The following is a 16318-nucleotide window of genomic DNA, read 5'->3' as shown; positions in this document are numbered from 1 at the left end:
GTGTGCTCATCCCTGATGCGGCGCCGGCGGCAATGTGGATTGCGCCGCGCCTTGCACGTCAGGCGGCGCGGGCGGCCCGGCCAGCGAACCGACAGCCGCGGCCGCACTGTCCGCGGAGGTGCGCGGCAGCGGTCGCCGGCCGCGTTCGCCCATTTCGTCGGCGAGATCCCACAGCACGCGCGGATCGAATGTGAGGACTACCGCAATCATCAGCGTCAGCACGCCGAAGGCGAATAGCGCGGCTTCGGGAATCACGCGCGCGAGACTCACCATCTTCACGATGGTGATCAGCACGCCGAGCATGAACACTTCGATCATGCCCCACGGCCGCACGAACTGAATCGCGCGCAACACGCGGTTGAAGGCGGGCGGCACGTAGCCGGCGCGCAACGGGATCAGCACGTAGAGCAGCGCGACCAGCTCGGTCAGCGGAAACAGGATGGTCGAACAGAACACCATGACCGCGACGATCTGCATGTCCTCGCCCCACAGCGCGACGAGCGCGCCGAACAGCGTGGTCTGCGAGGTAATGCCGTTGGTCTCGAGTTCGACGATCGGGAAGGCCTGCGCGATGATGAAGGTGATCAGCGCGGCCAGCGTCATCGCACAGATACTGTCGAGCTTGCGCGAGATGCCTCGATAGAGCGTCGCGCCGCAGCGCGAACAGCGCGCGGACGCCCGCCCGACAAGCCGGGGCTTGCGGAACAGCGTATCGCATTCATGGCACGCGATCAGGTTGTCTTGTTCCATACGGCTGCGGGCTAACGACGTGAGAGAGGCGTGCAATGCCGGTTTCAGGGCAACGCTGGACAAAACGTGGAGCAATAGTACCAAACGCGCTTTGACACCGGGCCGGCCATTCCCCTCGTTGCCGTTGAGGCTCGGGTGTCGCCGGCATTCAGACTAGTCTTACATAAAATCGCTTCGGTTCTGACAGTCTCCGTCCCCAATTGTTCAATACCGTTTGCGTGCGGGAAAACTTTCCGTCTGACCCCCATGTCGCGCCGCCAGCGTGTTCCGCTTGCGGTAGCATGGCGGCCTGGCGTGTGCCGCAGCCGCCGTGCTTTCTTTCGAGTCGCACCATGCAGCATGCATGGGGCAGCGTGGAATAGCAGGACCGGTTGCGCCGTTAACCTCTCTTAGCTTGCGTTCACCTGTCATGGCACTCAATCCTTCTTTCGGCGGCCGGGAGTCGTACACGCGGACTGCCATCGCCTTTCACTGGCTGATCGCGCTGTTGATCGTATGCGGCTTCTCGCTCGGTTGGGTGATGACCGACATCCCCGGCTTCACGCCCACCAAGCTGCGCTACTTCTCCTGGCATAAATGGATCGGCGTGACGGTGTTCGCGCTCGCGGTGCTGCGCATTCTGTGGCGTGCCACCCACGCGGCCCCGCCGCTGCCGCGCCGCATGCCGGCCTGGCAGCGCGGCGCCGCGCATCTGACGCATCTGCTGCTCTACGTGCTGATGATCGTGATTCCCGCCTCCGGCTATCTGTATAGCTCGGCGGCCAATGTGCCGGTGGTGTACCTCGGTTTGATTCCGCTGCCGCGCCTGATCGCACCGGACCCGCACCTCAAGGAGCTGTTGAAGAACGTGCACATCACGTTGAATTACACATTGCTCGTGCTGGTCGCGCTGCATGTCGGGGCGGCGCTCAAACATCAATGGCTCGACCGCGACGGCTTGCTGTCGCGCATGCTCCCTTTCATCAAATAAGGACAACCATGAAAGTTTCGTTTTATCGCTACATGCTCGCCGCGTTCGCGGCGGCCTCGCTGGCCGCGGCGGGCAGTGCGCTCGCGCAGGTCGACGTCGCCAAAAGTTCGGTGACGGCAACCTCGAAGCAGATGAACGTGCCGGTGGAGGGCAAATTCGGTAAATTCACCGCGCAAGTGAAGTTCGATCCGGCAAAACCGGTTGAGGGTACCGCGCAGTTCAGCATCGACGTCGGCAGCTACGATCTGGGCGACGAGAGCTACAACGACCAGGTGCGCGGCAAGGACTGGTTCGACGCGAAGACCTTTCCGACTGCAACCTTCGTATCGAGCGCGATTGCGCCGGCCGGCGGCAATCAGTTCAAGGTCACCGGCAAGCTGACCATCAAGGGTAAATCGCAGACTGTGGTGGTGCCGGTCACGGTCACCCAGCAGGGCGCGACGCAAACGTTCGACGGCTCGTTGCCGATCAAGCGTTCGCAGTTCGACATCGGCACGGGCGAATGGAAAGACACCTCGGTGGTCGCCGATGACGTGGTGATCAAGTTTCATATCGTCGCAGCACGCAAGTGACGTTCGCGGCGCGCTTCGGGCGCAACCGTATCCTTCAAGCATTCCGGAAACACAAGGAGCATGAATTGAAAACATCCCTGTTGATCGCCGTCGGCGCACTGGTTTCTTCTTTCTCGCTCGGCGCGTTTGCTGCTGCCGACACCTATCAGCTCGACCCGACTCACACGTATCCGAGCTTCGAGGCGGATCACTTCGGCGGCCTCTCGGTGTGGCGTGGCAAGTTCACCAAGAGCTCGGGCACGGTCACGCTCGACCGCGCAGCGAAAACCGGCACGGTGGACGTCACGGTTGACCCGGCTTCGATCGATACCGGCAACAGCAAGCTCGACGAGCATCTGAAGACGGACGCATTCTTCGACGTCGCCAAGTATCCGTCGGTGACCTACAAAGGCACCGATATCAAGTTCGACGGCGACAAGCCGGTTGAAGTGATCGGTAACCTGACGATCCGTGGCGTGACCAAACCGCTGAATCTGAAGATCGAATCGTTCAAGTGCATGCAGCACCCGGTGCTCAAGCGCGAAGTGTGCGGCGTGGAAGCGAGCGCTCATTTCAGCCGCGCTGATTACGGCATGGATTTCGGCGCCAAGTACGGCTTCAGTATGGATACCAAGCTGCACATTCAGTCCGAAGGCATCAAGCAATAAGGGCCCTAGAGAGCCTTTGCGCATCCGCGTTTAAGGGCCGCTTGCGAGCGCGGCGCGTTGCGCCGCAACAAAAAAACCGCTGCGTTCGCTTTTGCGACGCAGCGGTTTTTTATTGCCCCACTTCAAACGCGCGAAGCCTTGTGCAGTGGCCACCGGCTATTTGCCGCTCGCGTCGTTTTAATTTTTCAGGTACATAGAGCGCTGGCATCGTATTGGTTGTGCGCGCATCCAGTTCGGGCAATAGTCAGGGTAGAACCCACGTAAATAATATTTCGCGCGCATTGGAGATCTGCATGAATACAACGACAGCGGCAAGCCTGGCGGGGAGCCGGCAGAATTCGTGGCGCGCGGTGGTCGCCGCCTCGATCGGCAACGCGCTGGAATGGTTCGATCTGGTGGTGTACGGTTTTTTCGCGGTCATCATCGCCAAGCTGTTTTTTCCGGCGGGTAATGACACCGTCTCGCTGCTGCTGACACTCGGCACCTTCGGGGTGTCGTTTTTCATGCGACCGCTCGGCGCGATCGTGATCGGCGCTTACGCCGACCGCGCCGGACGCAAGGCGGCGCTCACGCTGTCTATCCTGCTGATGATGTGCGGCACACTGATTATCGCGGTGCTGCCGACGTATCAGAGCATCGGCCTCGCCGCACCCGTGATCCTCGTGCTGGCGCGCCTGATGCAAGGCTTTTCGGCGGGCGGCGAGTTCGGCAGTGCCACGGCTTTTCTCGCGGAGCACGTGCCGGGGCGGCGGGGTTTCTTCGCGAGCTGGCAGGTCGCGAGCCAGGGGCTTACTACGCTGCTCGCAGCGGGCTTTGGCGTGCTGCTGACCGGCAAGCTCTCGCCGGAGCAGATGGGCTCGTGGGGCTGGCGCGTGCCGTTCTTCTTCGGCCTGCTGATCGGACCGGTTGCGTGGTACATCCGTACCAAGCTCGACGAAACGCCCGAGTTTCTCGCGGCGGAAACCACCACGACGCCGCTGCGCGATACCTTCACCAGCCAGAAGCTGCGCCTCGTGATTGCGATCGGCGTGGTGGTGCTCGGTACCGTGTCGACCTATCTGGTGCTGTTCATGCCGACGTACGGCGTGAAGCAGTTGGGGTTGGCGCCGTCGGTCGCGTTCGCGGCGATTGCGCTGACCGGTCTGATCCAGATGGTGTTCTCGCCGCTGGTCGGCCATCTGTCGGACCGCCACGGGCGCACCACGATCATGCTGATCTCGGCGCTGCTGCTTCTCGTGCTGATCTACCCGGCCTTCGTGTATCTGGTCGCGCATCCGACCTTCGGCACGCTGATCGCGCTGCAGATCGTGTTCGGCTTTCTGATGACAGGTTACTTCGCGGCGCTGCCGGGTTTGCTCTCGGAGATGTTCCCGGTGCAGACACGTACGACCGGCATGTCGCTCGCGTATAACATTGCCGTGACGATCTTCGGTGGCTTCGGGCCGTTCATCATCGCGTGGCTGATCAGCTTCACGGGTTCGAAGGCCGCGCCGAGCTACTACATGATTTTTGCCGCGGCGATCAGTCTGGTGGCGCTGATGGCGGCGCGGCGTAAGCTTGGGTTCAGATAAAACCCAGCAAAAGCGGTAAACGTAAAAGGCCGGTTCGAGAGAACCGGCCTTTCTTTGTTGCGCTCGAGTCAAATGTCCGCCTACGGCAGGATCAGACTTGTGCGCCTGCGTTTGGATCGTCCGGATCGACGCGTTCCTTCTTGTCCTTGATCAGATCTTCGCGCCTCACGCCGAACCACATGGCGAGCGCCGCGGCGACGAACACCGACGAGTAGATACCGAACAGAATACCCACCGTCAGCGCCAGGGCGAAGTAGTGCAGCGTAGGGCCGCCGAACAGGAACATCGACAGCACCATCATCTGCGTACAGCCGTGGGTGATGATCGTGCGCGACATCGTGCTGGTGATCGCGTGGTTGATCACCTCGATCACGGTCATCTTGCGTTCGCGGCGGAAGGTTTCACGAATCCGGTCGAAGATAACGACCGATTCGTTTACCGAGTAGCCGAGCACCGCAAGCACCGCAGCCAGCACCGACAGTGAGAACTCCCACTGAAAGAACGCAAAGAAGCCGAGAATGATGATCACGTCGTGCAAGTTCGCGATCACGCCGGCCACCGCGTACTTCCATTCGAAGCGGAACGACAGGTAGATCACGATGCCGACCACCACGCAGGCCAGCGCGAGCAGGCCGTCGGTAGCGAGTTCCTTGCCAACCTGCGGGCCGACGAACTCGACGCGCTGCAACTGCACCTGCGCGTCCTGGCCCTTCAGCGCGGCCATCACCTGATCGCTCTGTTGCGCCGAGGTGTAACCCTGTTTGAGCGGCAGACGGATCAGCACGTCGCGCGAGGTGCCGAAGTTCTGCACTTGCGCGTCAGGATAGCCGAGCTTGTTGAGCGTGCCGCGCACCGGTTCGAGCGGTGCGGCGCCAGGATACTGCACTTCGATGACCGTACCGCCGGTGAATTCCACCGACAGATGCAGCCCGCGATGTACCAGGAAGAACACAGCGGCAAGGAACGTCAGGAGCGAGATTGCGTTGAAGATCAACGCACGCTGCATGAACGGAATGTCTTTGCGAAAACGGAAAAATTCCATGGTCTTGTTCTCCGGGGTTCAGCGGGATGAACCCGGTTTCTGCGGCGTATTCGACGCATTGGACGCGTCGCGGCGGCGCACGGTCGGCTTGGCGCGCGCCTGGGCCGCAGCCTTGGCCTTGGGCTTGGCGCTTGCCGCGGCGACGGCTCGTGCTGTGTCGGTCGCGGCATCTTCGTTACCGAGGTAGGCGGCGGCGCCGTCGATACCTTCCGGCTGCGGACGCCACACCTGACCGATGGCCAGCGACTTGAGCTTCTTCTTGCCGCCGTACCAGAGATTGACGATGCCGCGCGAGAAGAACACCGCCGAGAACATCGACGTCAAGATGCCGATACAGTGGACCATCGCGAAGCCGCGCACCGGGCCGGACCCGAAGGCGAGCAGGGCGAGACCGGCGATCAGCGTGGTGACGTTCGAGTCGAGAATCGTCGCCCATGCATGCGCGTAGCCGTTCTGGATCGCCAGTTGCGGCGGCGCGCCGTGGCGCAGTTCTTCACGCACTCGTTCGTTGATCAGCACGTTGGCGTCGATCGCCATACCGAGCGCGAGCGCGATAGCCGCGATACCCGGCAGGGTGAGCGTGGCTTGCAACATGGACAGCACGGCGATCAGAAGCAACAGGTTGACCGACAGGCCGATCATCGAGATCACGCCGAACAGCATGTAGTACGCGATCATGAAGACGGCGATCGCCACGAAGCCCCACACCACCGAGTGGAAGCCCTTCTTGATGTTGTCCGCGCCGAGGCTCGGGCCGATCGTGCGTTCTTCGATGATGTCCATCGGCGCAGCCAGCGAACCGGCGCGCAGCAGCAGCGCGAGGTCGGCGGCGCCTTGCGGCGAGGCCTGGCCGGTGATCTGGAAGCGGTCACCCAGTTCCGACTGGATGGTCGCCACCGTCAGCACTTCGCCCTTGCCCTTCTCGAACAGCACCATGGCCATCGGCTTGCCGATGTTGTCGCGCGATACGCTGCGCACCGCGCGGCCACCGGCCGAGTCGAGGCGGATGTTGACCGACGGACGCTGATGTTCGTCGAAGCCTGCCGACGCGTCGATGATGCGGTCACCCGTAAAGATGATCTGCTTGCGCAGCAGCACCGGCGTCTGGTTGCCCTGGGTGAACAGCTCGTCGCCCGGCGGCACTGGGTCGGACGGATTCGGATGCGTGTTGACCGGATCGGCGAGGCGCGCTTCGAGCGTTGCCGTGCGGCCGATGATGTCCTTCGCCTTCGCCGTGTCCTGCACACCCGGCAGTTCGACGACGATACGGTCGGAGCCTTGCTGCTGGATCACCGGCTCGGCCACGCCGAGTTCGTTCACGCGGTTATGCAGCGTGGTGATGTTCTGCTTGAGCGCGGCGTTCTGCACGGTTTTCTGCACCGCCGGCGTGAATGTGCCGACCAGTTGCACGCCGCCGTCAGGGCCTGCCTGGGAGGTCCACTGGAGTTCGCTGATGCCGCGGCCCAGTTGTTTGAGCGCCGCGTCCGCCGTGGCCTGGTCGGCGAAATTGATCACCACCGTCTGGTTGACGCGATTCACGCCGCCGTCGCGGATGTTGTTGTCACGCAGCATGGTGCGCGCATCCGATGCGTCGGAGTCGAGCTTCTTGTTCAGCGCGCCGGCCATGTCGACCTGCAGCAGGAAGTGCACACCGCCGCGCAGATCGAGACCGAGGTACATCGGCAGCGCATGCAACGCGGTCAGCCAGCGCGGCGACGCGCTTTGCAGGTTCAGCGCCACGATGAACTGCGGATCGGTCGGGTCGCTGTTCAGCGACTTCTGCAGCAGATCTTTCACACGCAGCTGCGTGTCGGTGTCGAGAAGCCGCACGCGAATGTTCGCGTTGGTCGACGAGTTGTCGAACGTGACTTCGTCAGGCTTGATCTGATTGGCGGCAAGCGCCGTTTCGACTGCCGACAGCGTGGTCGAGTCGAGCTTGACCGTTGCCTTGCCGCTCGACACCTGCACCGCCGGCGCTTCGCCGAACAGATTGGGCAGCGTGTACACGAGGCCGATGACCAGAGCCACCAGCATCACGGCATATTTCCAGAGGGGGTAGCGATTCATGAGTGGTCCAACGGGAAGGTTGGCTTGGAAGCGATGCGTCCGGCGATGAGCGCGGGCAGTTCAGCGTGGTTCCGCGAGAACTGCCGGCGAGGCCGCGCCGGACGCGAGAGAGCAGGCCTTACAGCGACTTGATCGTGCCCTTCGGGAGAATCGTCGTGACCGACGCTTTTTGCACGGTGATTTCCGTGCCTTCCGAGATTTCGACGCCGACGTAAGCTTCACCCACCTTGGTCACCTTGCCGACGATGCCGCCATTCGTCACCACTTCATCGCCCTTGGCCATGGCGGCGAGCATGTTGCGATGTTCCTTCTGGCGCTTCATTTGCGGGCGAATCATGATGAAGTACAGCACGCCGAACATCAGGATCAGCGGCAGGAAGCTCATCAGGTTCGATTCAATGCCACCTGTTGCTGTGCCTTGGGCGAAGGCATTGGAAATGAACGACACGTTGGTCTCTCCGTTATAAGTCAAAACGATCAAAAAAATCAGCCGGTTATTCTACCACCGGCCTGACAGGCGTCGGCGCGGCGAATCGGCTTTGCGATCAACCGTTTAAAGCCTTTTTCGCTGTTCGCGAAAGTTTATTGTAAGGTTTTCCGCGTCAAGCCGACGGATTCCTCCGGCAAATTCGTCGGCTGATTGCCGATCGCCGACTAGTCTATGCCGCGCGCGCGATTCTCGTGAAAGCGCTTGCGGAAAGGCTCGAACAGTTTTGCGTCGATCGCGTCGCGCATTTCCTGCATCAATTCGAGGTAGTAGTGCAGGTTGTGAATCGTGTTCAACTGCGCCCCGAGAATTTCTCCTACACGATGCAGGTGATGCAGGTAGCCGCGGGTGAAATTTCGGCAGGTGTAGCAACCGCATTGCTCGTCGAGCGGGCGCAGCGAGTTCTTGTGCGCGGCATTGCGGATCTTGATGTCGCCGAAACGCGTGAAGAGCCAGCCGTTGCGCGCGTTGCGGGTCGGCATCACGCAATCGAACATGTCGACGCCGGCGGCCACGCCCGCCACCAGGTCTTCCGGCGTGCCGACGCCCATCAGGTAGTGCGGCTTGTCGGCTGGGAGCTTCGGGCCGATATGGTTCAGCACGCGCATCATGTCTTCTTTCGGCTCGCCGACCGAGAGGCCGCCGATCGCGAGACCGTGGAAATCCATCTCCGCGAGGCCCGCCAGCGACTCGTCGCGCAGGTCTTCGAACATGCCGCCCTGGACGATGCCGAAGAGGGCATTCGGGTTGCCGAGGCGGTTGAATTCGTCGATCGAGCGCCTGGCCCAGCGCATCGACATGCGCATCGAATCGGCGGCTTCCTGATGCGAAGTCGGCACGTTGTTGGTCGCGTACGGCGTGCATTCGTCGAACTGCATGACGATGTCCGAGTTCAGCACCTTCTGGATCTGCATCGACACTTCCGGCGACAGGAAGAGTTTGTCGCCGTTGATGGGCGACGCGAATGTGACGCCATCTTCGGTTATCTTGCGCAGATCGCCGAGCGAAAATACCTGAAAACCGCCTGAATCCGTCAGGATCGGCTTTTTCCAGGCCATGAAGCCGTGCAGGCCGCCATGCGCTTCGATCGTTTCCAGACCCGGGCGCAGCCACAAGTGAAAGGTGTTGCCGAGGATGATCTGCGCGTGCATTTCCTCGAGCTCGCGCGGCTGAACCGCTTTCACCGTGCCGTACGTGCCGACCGGCATGAAGATCGGTGTTTCGACCACGCCGTGGTTGAGCGTGACGCGACCGCGCCGGGCCTGACCGTCGGTGCCGAGCAGTTCGAATTTGAGGCCGTTGTCAGGGCGCGAAGGGGCGCTCTTGTCGTGGCTCGCGCAAGTGTTGCAGGTACCGCTTGTATCGTGGGTATGACCTTCGGTCATTGGGGGGACTCCTGTGCCACCGGAAAAACAGTCCGGCGCAAATGATCAACGCCGCCGGGTAAGCCACGGCGGCCGGGTAAAGAAAACTCAAGATGCAGCGCAAGTCTGCCGCTGCGCACGCGGTAAAAACACGTACAAGCACGTACAAGCGGTGCGGCAACGACTGCCGCTACATCAAAGCAGCAAGGAGCGGCAGACTACCGCGCGCGCTACCTGCACGCAACGCTATCGCACGGAACCTCGCCGCACGACACGGCACGTATCAGGCATCGCGCCGCGTCAGCAGCATCGCGTCGCCATAACTGAAGAACCGGTAACGCTGCTCGATCGCATGCCGGTACGCTTCGCGAATCGTCTCGACGCCCGCGAACGCCGACACCAGCATCAGCAACGTCGACTTCGGCAGATGGAAATTGGTCACCAGCCGGTCGACCACGCGGAATTGATAGCCCGGCGTGATGAAAATGTCGGTTTCCGTACTGGCCGCACCGAGCGGGCGTCCGGCCGCTTCGGCATCGCGCGCGGCGGCTTCGAGCGCGCGCATCGACGTCGTGCCCACCGCGATCACGCGGTTGCCGCGCGCGCGCGTCGCCGCGATCTTGTCGGCGAGCGCTTGTGGCAGGTGATACCACTCGCTGTGCATCTTGTGCTCGGCGAGGTTTTCGACCCGCACCGGCTGGAACGTGCCCGCGCCGACATGCAGCGTCAGCGTCGCGCGCTCTACGCCGCGGGCGTCGAGCCGCGCGAGCAGGGCGTCGTCGAAGTGCAGGCCGGCGGTGGGCGCGGCCACCGCGCCCGGGTTCTGCGCGAACACGGTCTGGTAGCGGGTTTCGTCGATCGCGTCGGGATCGTGCTCAATGTACGGCGGCAGCGGCAGACGGCCGAATTGTTCGATCAGCGTCAGACAGTCGTCGGGGAAATGCAGCGTGTAGAACGGCTCGACGCGTTCGCCGACCGTCACGTCGAATGCGTCGGCGAGACGGATCGCGGTGCCCGGCTGCGGGCTCTTGCTTGCGCGGATCTGCGCGAGCGCGGTGCGTTCGCCGGTCAGACGCTCTACCAGCACTTCGATCTTGCCGCCACTGGCCTTCTGGCCGAGGAAGCGCGCCTTCAGGACTTTGGTATCGTTGAAGACCAGCAGATCGCCGGCCTCGATGCACTCAGGCAACTCAGCAAAGCGGCGGTCGATCAGGCGCGCGGTGTCGGTGCCATCAGCTGTGTTGGCCACTTCGAGCAAACGGCTGGCGCTGCGCTCGGGCAGCGCGACTTGCGCGATCAGTTCGGGTGGCAGATCGAAATCGAAATCGGAAAGCGTAAACATGCGGACGACTGGAAGCGAATTGGGACTGAATTGAGCCGAAGCCGGAGCCGGGCGGCTATGATTGCGGGACGCCAGAGCGGCCCGCGAGCCCGCGCGCTGCATGGCGGCGACACCTTTGACAGCCGATATTGTACTTGCGAAGCAACCCATGCCTTTGTCCGACCGCCGATTGCCTTCCGCCACCGATGAAGTGAGCACCGCGCCGAAGCGCCGCGTCTCGCGGGGCGAAGCAGCGGCGGCGGGCGTGAACGACCGCAGCGCGGGTGTCGGGCGGGAGAGCGGCAAAGCCGCGCGTGAAGATGAAATGGTCGACCCATTCGGCGACAAGCCCGCCGGCAAACCCGCGGGCAAAGCCACCGGGAAGCCTGCTGCCAAGGCCGCCGCAAAACCCGCGGCCAAGCCCGTCGACAAGCTCGCCAAACTCGGCCTCACGCGCGACATCGATCTCGTCCTGCATCTGCCGATGCGCTATGAAGACGAGACCTCGCTGACGCCGATCGGGCATTTGCTGCCGGGCGGCATCGCGCAGACCGAGGGGGTGGTATTCGACAACGAGATCGCCTATCGTCCGCGCCGCCAGTTGCTGGTGAAACTGCGCGATGACGCCGGCGACGAACTCATCCTCCGGTTTCTGAATTTCTACGGCTCGCAGGTCAAGCAGATGGCAATCGGCGCGCGGCTGCGAGTGCGCGGCGACGTGCGCGGCGGCTTCTTCGGCATGGAGATGGTGCATCCGGCGGTGCGTGTGGTCGACGAAGATACGCCGCTCCCGCAGGCGCTGACGCCGGTGTATCCGAGCACCGCGGGCGTGACCCAGGCCTATCTGCGCAAATCGATCGATAACGCGTTGTCGCGCACGTCGTTGCCGGAGTTGCTGCCCGGGCCGATCGCACAAGCTTATATGCAGCCGCTCGGCGTGCCGACGCTGATGGACGCGGTGCGCACGCTGCATCATCCGGGCGTGCAATCCGATGAGACCGCGTTGATCGACGGCACGCATCCGGCGTGGGTGCGTATCAAGTTCGAGGAATTGCTGGCGCAGCAGATGTCGTTGAAGCGCGCACACGAGGAGCGCCGCACGCGTGCGGCGCCGGCCATGCCGCGCCGGAAGCTGGGCGATGAATCCGCGCTGGTGGCGCGTTTGCTAAAGGCGCTGCCGTTTTCGCTGACGGCGGCGCAGGAGCGCGTGGGCGGCGAGATCGCGCTCGATCTGACGCAGCCTCACCCCATGCAGCGGCTGCTGCAGGGCGACGTCGGCAGCGGCAAGACGATCGTCGCCGCGCTGGCCGCCGCACAAGCGATCGACGCCGGCTACCAGGCCGCGCTGATGGCGCCGACCGAAATCCTCGCCGAACAGCACGCGCGCAAGTTGCGCGGCTGGCTGGAGCCGCTGGGCGTGAGCGTCGCGTGGCTCGCCGGCAGTCTGAAGACGAAGGAAAAGCGTGCCGCGATCGAAGCGGCGGCGCTCGGCACGGCGCAACTCGTGATCGGCACGCACGCGATCATTCAGGAAGCCGTCGAGTTCGCGCGACTCGGGTTGGTGATCGTCGACGAACAGCATCGCTTCGGGGTGGCGCAGCGGCTCGCCTTGCGCGCCAAGGCGCGCAACGCCGCCGACGGCGCGCGCGATTTCCAGCCGCATCAATTGATGATGTCGGCGACGCCGATTCCGCGCACGCTGGCGATGACCTATTACGCCGACCTCGATGTCTCGACCATCGACGAACTGCCGCCAGGACGCACGCCGATTCTGACCAAGCTGGTCTCGGACGCGCGGCGCGAAGAGGTGATCGGTCGCGTGCGTGAGGCCGCGTTGACGGGGCGGCAGGTGTATTGGGTGTGTCCGCTGATCGAGGAAAGCGAGACCTTGCAGTTGCAGACCGCGGTGGAAACCTACGAGACGCTGGTGGCCGCGTTGCCCGAATTGAATGTCGGGCTGGTGCACGGGCGTCTCGCGCCGGCGGAGAAGGCGGCGGTCATGGATGCGTTCACGCGCAACGAAGTGCAGTTGCTGGTGGCGACGACGGTGATCGAAGTGGGTGTCGATGTGCCCAATGCGTCGCTGATGGTGATCGAGCATGCCGAGCGGTTTGGTCTCGCGCAGTTGCACCAGTTGCGCGGACGGGTGGGGCGCGGGAGTGCGGCTTCGGTTTGCGTGTTGTTGTATACCGGACCGCTGTCGCTGACGGCCCGGGCGCGCTTGCAGACTATGCGGGAAACGACTGACGGATTCGAAATCGCCCGGCGCGACCTTGAGATTCGCGGTCCTGGAGAATTTCTCGGTGCCCGGCAGTCGGGTGCGGCCATGTTGAGGTTTGCCGATCTCGAGAATGATCAGTGGCTCATCGAGCCGGCCAGAGAGGCCGCGGCGGTTTTGCTCGAGAAGTATCCCGAGGTGGTGATGCAGCATCTGGCGCGGTGGCTCGGTGCGCGAGAGCAATATTTGAAGGCCTAGGATTGGGCTGTTGGCCGCGGCATGGCTCGTATGCGTACGCGGCTAGCCTTTGCTTGTGTCTCTTCCGGCGCGGCGCTTCGCGGCCGTCTGTATGCCCGCGGCAGTGCTCCTCTTGCCCGGGACGCCAGCCGCCAGGAAGACCAAAAGGTTGGCGAACCGACCCTATAGGTGTATAACTAGAACCTATCGAACTCATCGCACTGATTGGTCCCTTAATGACGCTCACCGAATTGAAATACATCGTCGCGGTTGCCCGCGAGCGCCACTTCGGCCGGGCCGCCGAAGCCTGTTTCGTCAGCCAGCCGACCCTGTCGGTGGCCATCAAAAAGCTCGAAGACGAGCTCAACGTCCAGATTTTCGAACGCGGCACCAGTGAAGTCAGTGTCACGCCGATCGGCGAACAGATCGTCACGCAAGCTCAGCGCGTCCTCGAACAAACGCTCGCGATCAAGGAGATCGCCAAACAGGGCAAAGACCCGCTGGTCGGGCCGTTGCGCCTTGGCGTCATCTATACGATCGGGCCGTATCTGCTGCCTACGCTTGTCAAACAGATGATCAAGCGTGTCCCGCAGATGCCGTTGATGCTGCAGGAAAATTACACGATCAAGCTGATCGAACTGCTCAAGCAAGGGGAAATCGACGTCGCCGTCATGGCGCTGCCGTTCCCGGAAACGGGTCTGATGCTGCGCCCGCTCTATGACGAACCGTTCGTCGTCGCGCTGCCGTCCGGTCATGCGTGGGAAAACCGCGCGAAGATCGACGCCGAGGACCTCAAGCAGGAAACCATGCTGCTGCTCGGCAGCGGTCACTGTTTCCGCGACCACGTGCTGGGCGTGTGCCCTGAATTGATGCGTTTCTCGCAGAACGCGGACGGCATCCAGAAGACTTTCGAAGGTTCGTCGCTGGAAACTATTCGTCATATGGTGGCGAGTGGTGTCGGGATCACCGTGCTGCCGCGCATGTCGGTGAATGAAGTCAAGCCGCATGCCGGCGGTATCGACGCGGGCCTGCTTAGCTACGTGCCCTTCGGCGAGCCGGTGCCGGATCGCCGTGTCGTGCTCGCCTGGCGTAAGAGCTTCACGCGCATGCCTGCGATCGAAGCGATCAGCGACGCCATCAGCGCCTGCGATCTGACTGGCGTCAAAAAGCTCGATTTGCCGGTTGCCGTCAACTGAGTTCACACTCTTTAGCCGTTGGCGGCCGTTCCTCGCTCAATCCCGCCTCGGCGCTGTCACGCAGCGGCCTGGCGGACCAATCTCGCTAAGGGTCGAAAGACGCAATCCCTATTGAATAGATAAATTTAATCAAATACGATGATTCGATAGCTTTGTTATAGTTCCCTCCATGGATCGCCCGATCCCATCAGACCCGGAGGAAATCATGACGCAATCGAACTCCCAGCCAGCCCAAACCGTCGCCCCCCAATCCGCCCGCGCCACCATCGCCAGCTTCGCCGCCTCGGTGCGCGTCCTGCGCACGGCCGCATTGTCTCTGCTGGTCGATCGGGCCTTGTCCGCGTAAGCCGTAGGCATCGGCGCGCCGCAGCTATCTTCGCATTCTGTTTTCGATAAAAAGCCCCACTGGAGTCACGCATGTCCGAACGTAATCTCACCAATGCAGCCGGCGCACCCGTCGCCGACAACCAGAATTCGATGACCGCCGGCGCGCGCGGTCCGGTCGTCCTGCAAGACGTCTGGCTGCTCGAAAAACTCGCTCACTTCGACCGCGAAGTGATTCCGGAACGCCGCGTTCACGCCAAGGGTTCGGGCGCATTCGGCACACTGAAGGTCACGCACGACATCTCGCGCTACACGAAGGCGAAAGTATTCGCCCTGGTCGGCAAGGACACGCCGCTCTTTATGCGCTTTTCGACGGTGGCCGGTGAACGCGGCGCGGCCGACGCGGAACGCGACGTGCGCGGTTTCTCGATCAAGTTCTACACGGAAGAAGGCAACTGGGACGTGGTCGGCAACAACACGCCGGTGTTCTTCATTCGCGATCCGCTGAAGTTCCCGGACTTCATCCACACGCAAAAGCGCGACCCGTACACCAACATGCGCAGCAATATCGCGGCATGGGATTTCTGGTCACGTCACCCGGAGTCGTTGCATCAGGTCACCATTTTGATGAGCGATCGGGGTATTCCGCAGAACTACCGCCAGATGCACGGCTTCGGTTCGCACACGTATTCGTTCATCAACGCGAACAACGAGCGTTTCTGGGTGAAGTTCCACTTCAAGTCGATGCAAGGCGTCGAGAACTTTACTGATGCCGAAGCGGCGCAAGTGGTGGCACAGAACCGTGAAAGCGCGCAGCACGATCTGCTCACGAATATCGAAGCAGGCAACTTCCCGACATGGCGTTTTGCCATCCAGGTGATGCCGGAAGCGGACGCCGCGACCTATCGCTTCAATCCGTTCGACGTCACGAAGGTGTGGTCGCAGAAGGATTACCCGCTGATCGACGTCGGCACGATCGAGTTGAATCGCAACGCAGCGAACTACTTCGCGGATGTGGAGCAGGCAGCGTTCTCGCCGGCCAATGCCGTGCCGGGTATTGGCTTCTCGCCGGACCGTCTGTTGCAAGGCCGTTTGTTCTCGTACGGCGACACGCAGCGCTATCGCCTCGGCATCAATCACCATCAGATTCCGGTGAATGCGCCGCGTGTGCCGAGCCCGCATTCGTTCCATCGCGACGGTGCGATGCGCGCGGACGGCAACCTGGGTGGCAACGTGAACTACGAGCCGAACCGTTTCAGCGACTTCGCGCAGGACAGCAACGCGTCGGAGCCGCCGCTCGCAGCGGGGACGGTCGATCGTTACGACCATCGCCAGGACGGGGACTACTACACGCAGCCGGGTATGTTGTTTGCGCTCTTCGATGCGGCGCAACGTCAGCGTCTGTTCGGCAACATCGCGCGCCATATCAACGGTGTGCCGCAGGAGATCGTTGCGCGTCAGATCGAGCATTTCCGCCGTGCCGATCCGGCCTATGCGGAAGGTGTGATCGCCGCGCTGGCCGACCTTGCTGAAGGCGGCAAGAAGTAAGCAG

General features: G+C 62.4%; 14 protein-coding genes. 8 read left to right on the top strand and 6 right to left on the bottom strand.

Going from position 1 to position 16318, the window contains the following annotated elements; genetic code table 11:
- Positions 1-6 precede the first annotated feature (6 nt).
- Positions 7-750 (bottom strand): paraquat-inducible protein A, encoded by a 744-nt coding sequence (locus P0D84_RS17535; protein ID WP_408338370.1) that lies wholly within the window; start codon positions 748-750, stop codon positions 7-9.
- 409 nt (positions 751-1159) lie between these two features.
- Here P0D84_RS17535 and P0D84_RS17530 point away from each other — a divergent pair, with 409 nt between their 5' ends.
- The 4 genes from P0D84_RS17530 (at position 1160) to P0D84_RS17515 (ending at position 4510) form a co-directional block, all read left to right on the top strand.
- On the top strand, positions 1160-1720 hold the full coding sequence (locus P0D84_RS17530) for a cytochrome b (RefSeq protein WP_408338368.1): 561 nt from the start codon (positions 1160-1162) through the stop codon (positions 1718-1720).
- An 8-nt stretch (positions 1721-1728) separates the two neighbouring features.
- A complete protein-coding gene (locus P0D84_RS17525; RefSeq protein WP_408338366.1) occupies positions 1729-2292 on the top strand; it encodes a YceI family protein in 564 nt (187 codons plus the stop codon).
- A gap of 77 nt (positions 2293-2369) precedes the next feature.
- Positions 2370-2939: a YceI family protein gene (locus P0D84_RS17520; RefSeq protein ID WP_408339878.1), complete on the top strand. Its 570-nt coding sequence runs from the start codon at positions 2370-2372 to the stop codon at positions 2937-2939.
- A 293-nt stretch (positions 2940-3232) separates the two neighbouring features.
- Positions 3233-4510, top strand: coding sequence for an MFS transporter (locus tag P0D84_RS17515; protein WP_408338364.1), 1278 nt, complete (start codon positions 3233-3235; stop codon positions 4508-4510).
- A gap of 91 nt (positions 4511-4601) precedes the next feature.
- Here P0D84_RS17515 and secF read toward each other — a convergent pair whose 3' ends face one another.
- The 5 genes from secF to queA form a co-directional block, all read right to left on the bottom strand.
- On the bottom strand, positions 4602-5552 hold the full coding sequence (gene secF / locus P0D84_RS17510; RefSeq protein ID WP_408338362.1) for a protein translocase subunit SecF: 951 nt from the start codon (positions 5550-5552) through the stop codon (positions 4602-4604).
- A gap of 18 nt (positions 5553-5570) precedes the next feature.
- Positions 5571-7619: a protein translocase subunit SecD gene (secD, locus tag P0D84_RS17505; RefSeq protein WP_408338360.1), complete on the bottom strand. Its 2049-nt coding sequence runs from the start codon at positions 7617-7619 to the stop codon at positions 5571-5573.
- Between the two features lie 118 nt (positions 7620-7737).
- Complete coding sequence (yajC, locus tag P0D84_RS17500; RefSeq protein WP_007179286.1) at positions 7738-8067, bottom strand: preprotein translocase subunit YajC; 330 nt, start codon at positions 8065-8067, stop codon at positions 7738-7740.
- Positions 8068-8273: 206 nt separating this feature from the next.
- Entirely contained in the window at positions 8274-9491 is a 1218-nt protein-coding gene (gene tgt / locus P0D84_RS17495; protein ID WP_408338358.1) for a tRNA guanosine(34) transglycosylase Tgt, read from the bottom strand.
- 262 nt (positions 9492-9753) lie between these two features.
- Entirely contained in the window at positions 9754-10812 is a 1059-nt protein-coding gene (gene queA / locus P0D84_RS17490; protein WP_408338356.1) for a tRNA preQ1(34) S-adenosylmethionine ribosyltransferase-isomerase QueA, read from the bottom strand.
- A 148-nt stretch (positions 10813-10960) separates the two neighbouring features.
- On the opposite strand from queA, the gene recG reads away from it, so the two are divergent.
- The 4 genes from recG (at position 10961) to P0D84_RS17470 (ending at position 16314) form a co-directional block, all read left to right on the top strand.
- On the top strand, positions 10961-13267 hold the full coding sequence (gene recG / locus P0D84_RS17485) for an ATP-dependent DNA helicase RecG (protein WP_408338354.1): 2307 nt from the start codon (positions 10961-10963) through the stop codon (positions 13265-13267).
- 215 nt (positions 13268-13482) lie between these two features.
- Positions 13483-14442, top strand: a complete 960-nt coding sequence (locus P0D84_RS17480; protein WP_408338352.1) for a hydrogen peroxide-inducible genes activator — start codon at positions 13483-13485, stop codon at positions 14440-14442.
- Positions 14443-14647: 205 nt separating this feature from the next.
- On the top strand, positions 14648-14788 hold the full coding sequence (locus P0D84_RS17475) for a hypothetical protein (protein ID WP_408338350.1): 141 nt from the start codon (positions 14648-14650) through the stop codon (positions 14786-14788).
- A 71-nt stretch (positions 14789-14859) separates the two neighbouring features.
- The gene (locus tag P0D84_RS17470) at positions 14860-16314 is read left to right on the top strand and encodes a catalase (RefSeq protein WP_408338348.1); all 1455 of its coding nucleotides are present in this window, start codon (positions 14860-14862) and stop codon (positions 16312-16314) included.
- The last annotated feature ends 4 nt before the right edge of the window (positions 16315-16318 follow it).

The organism is Paraburkholderia sp. RL17-337-BIB-A (assembly GCF_046025895.1).
Lineage (GTDB): Bacteria > Pseudomonadota > Gammaproteobacteria > Burkholderiales > Burkholderiaceae > Paraburkholderia > Paraburkholderia fungorum_C.
The sequence above is the reverse complement of the archived record's forward strand: the minus strand, read 5'-3'. Positions and strand labels throughout refer to the sequence as shown.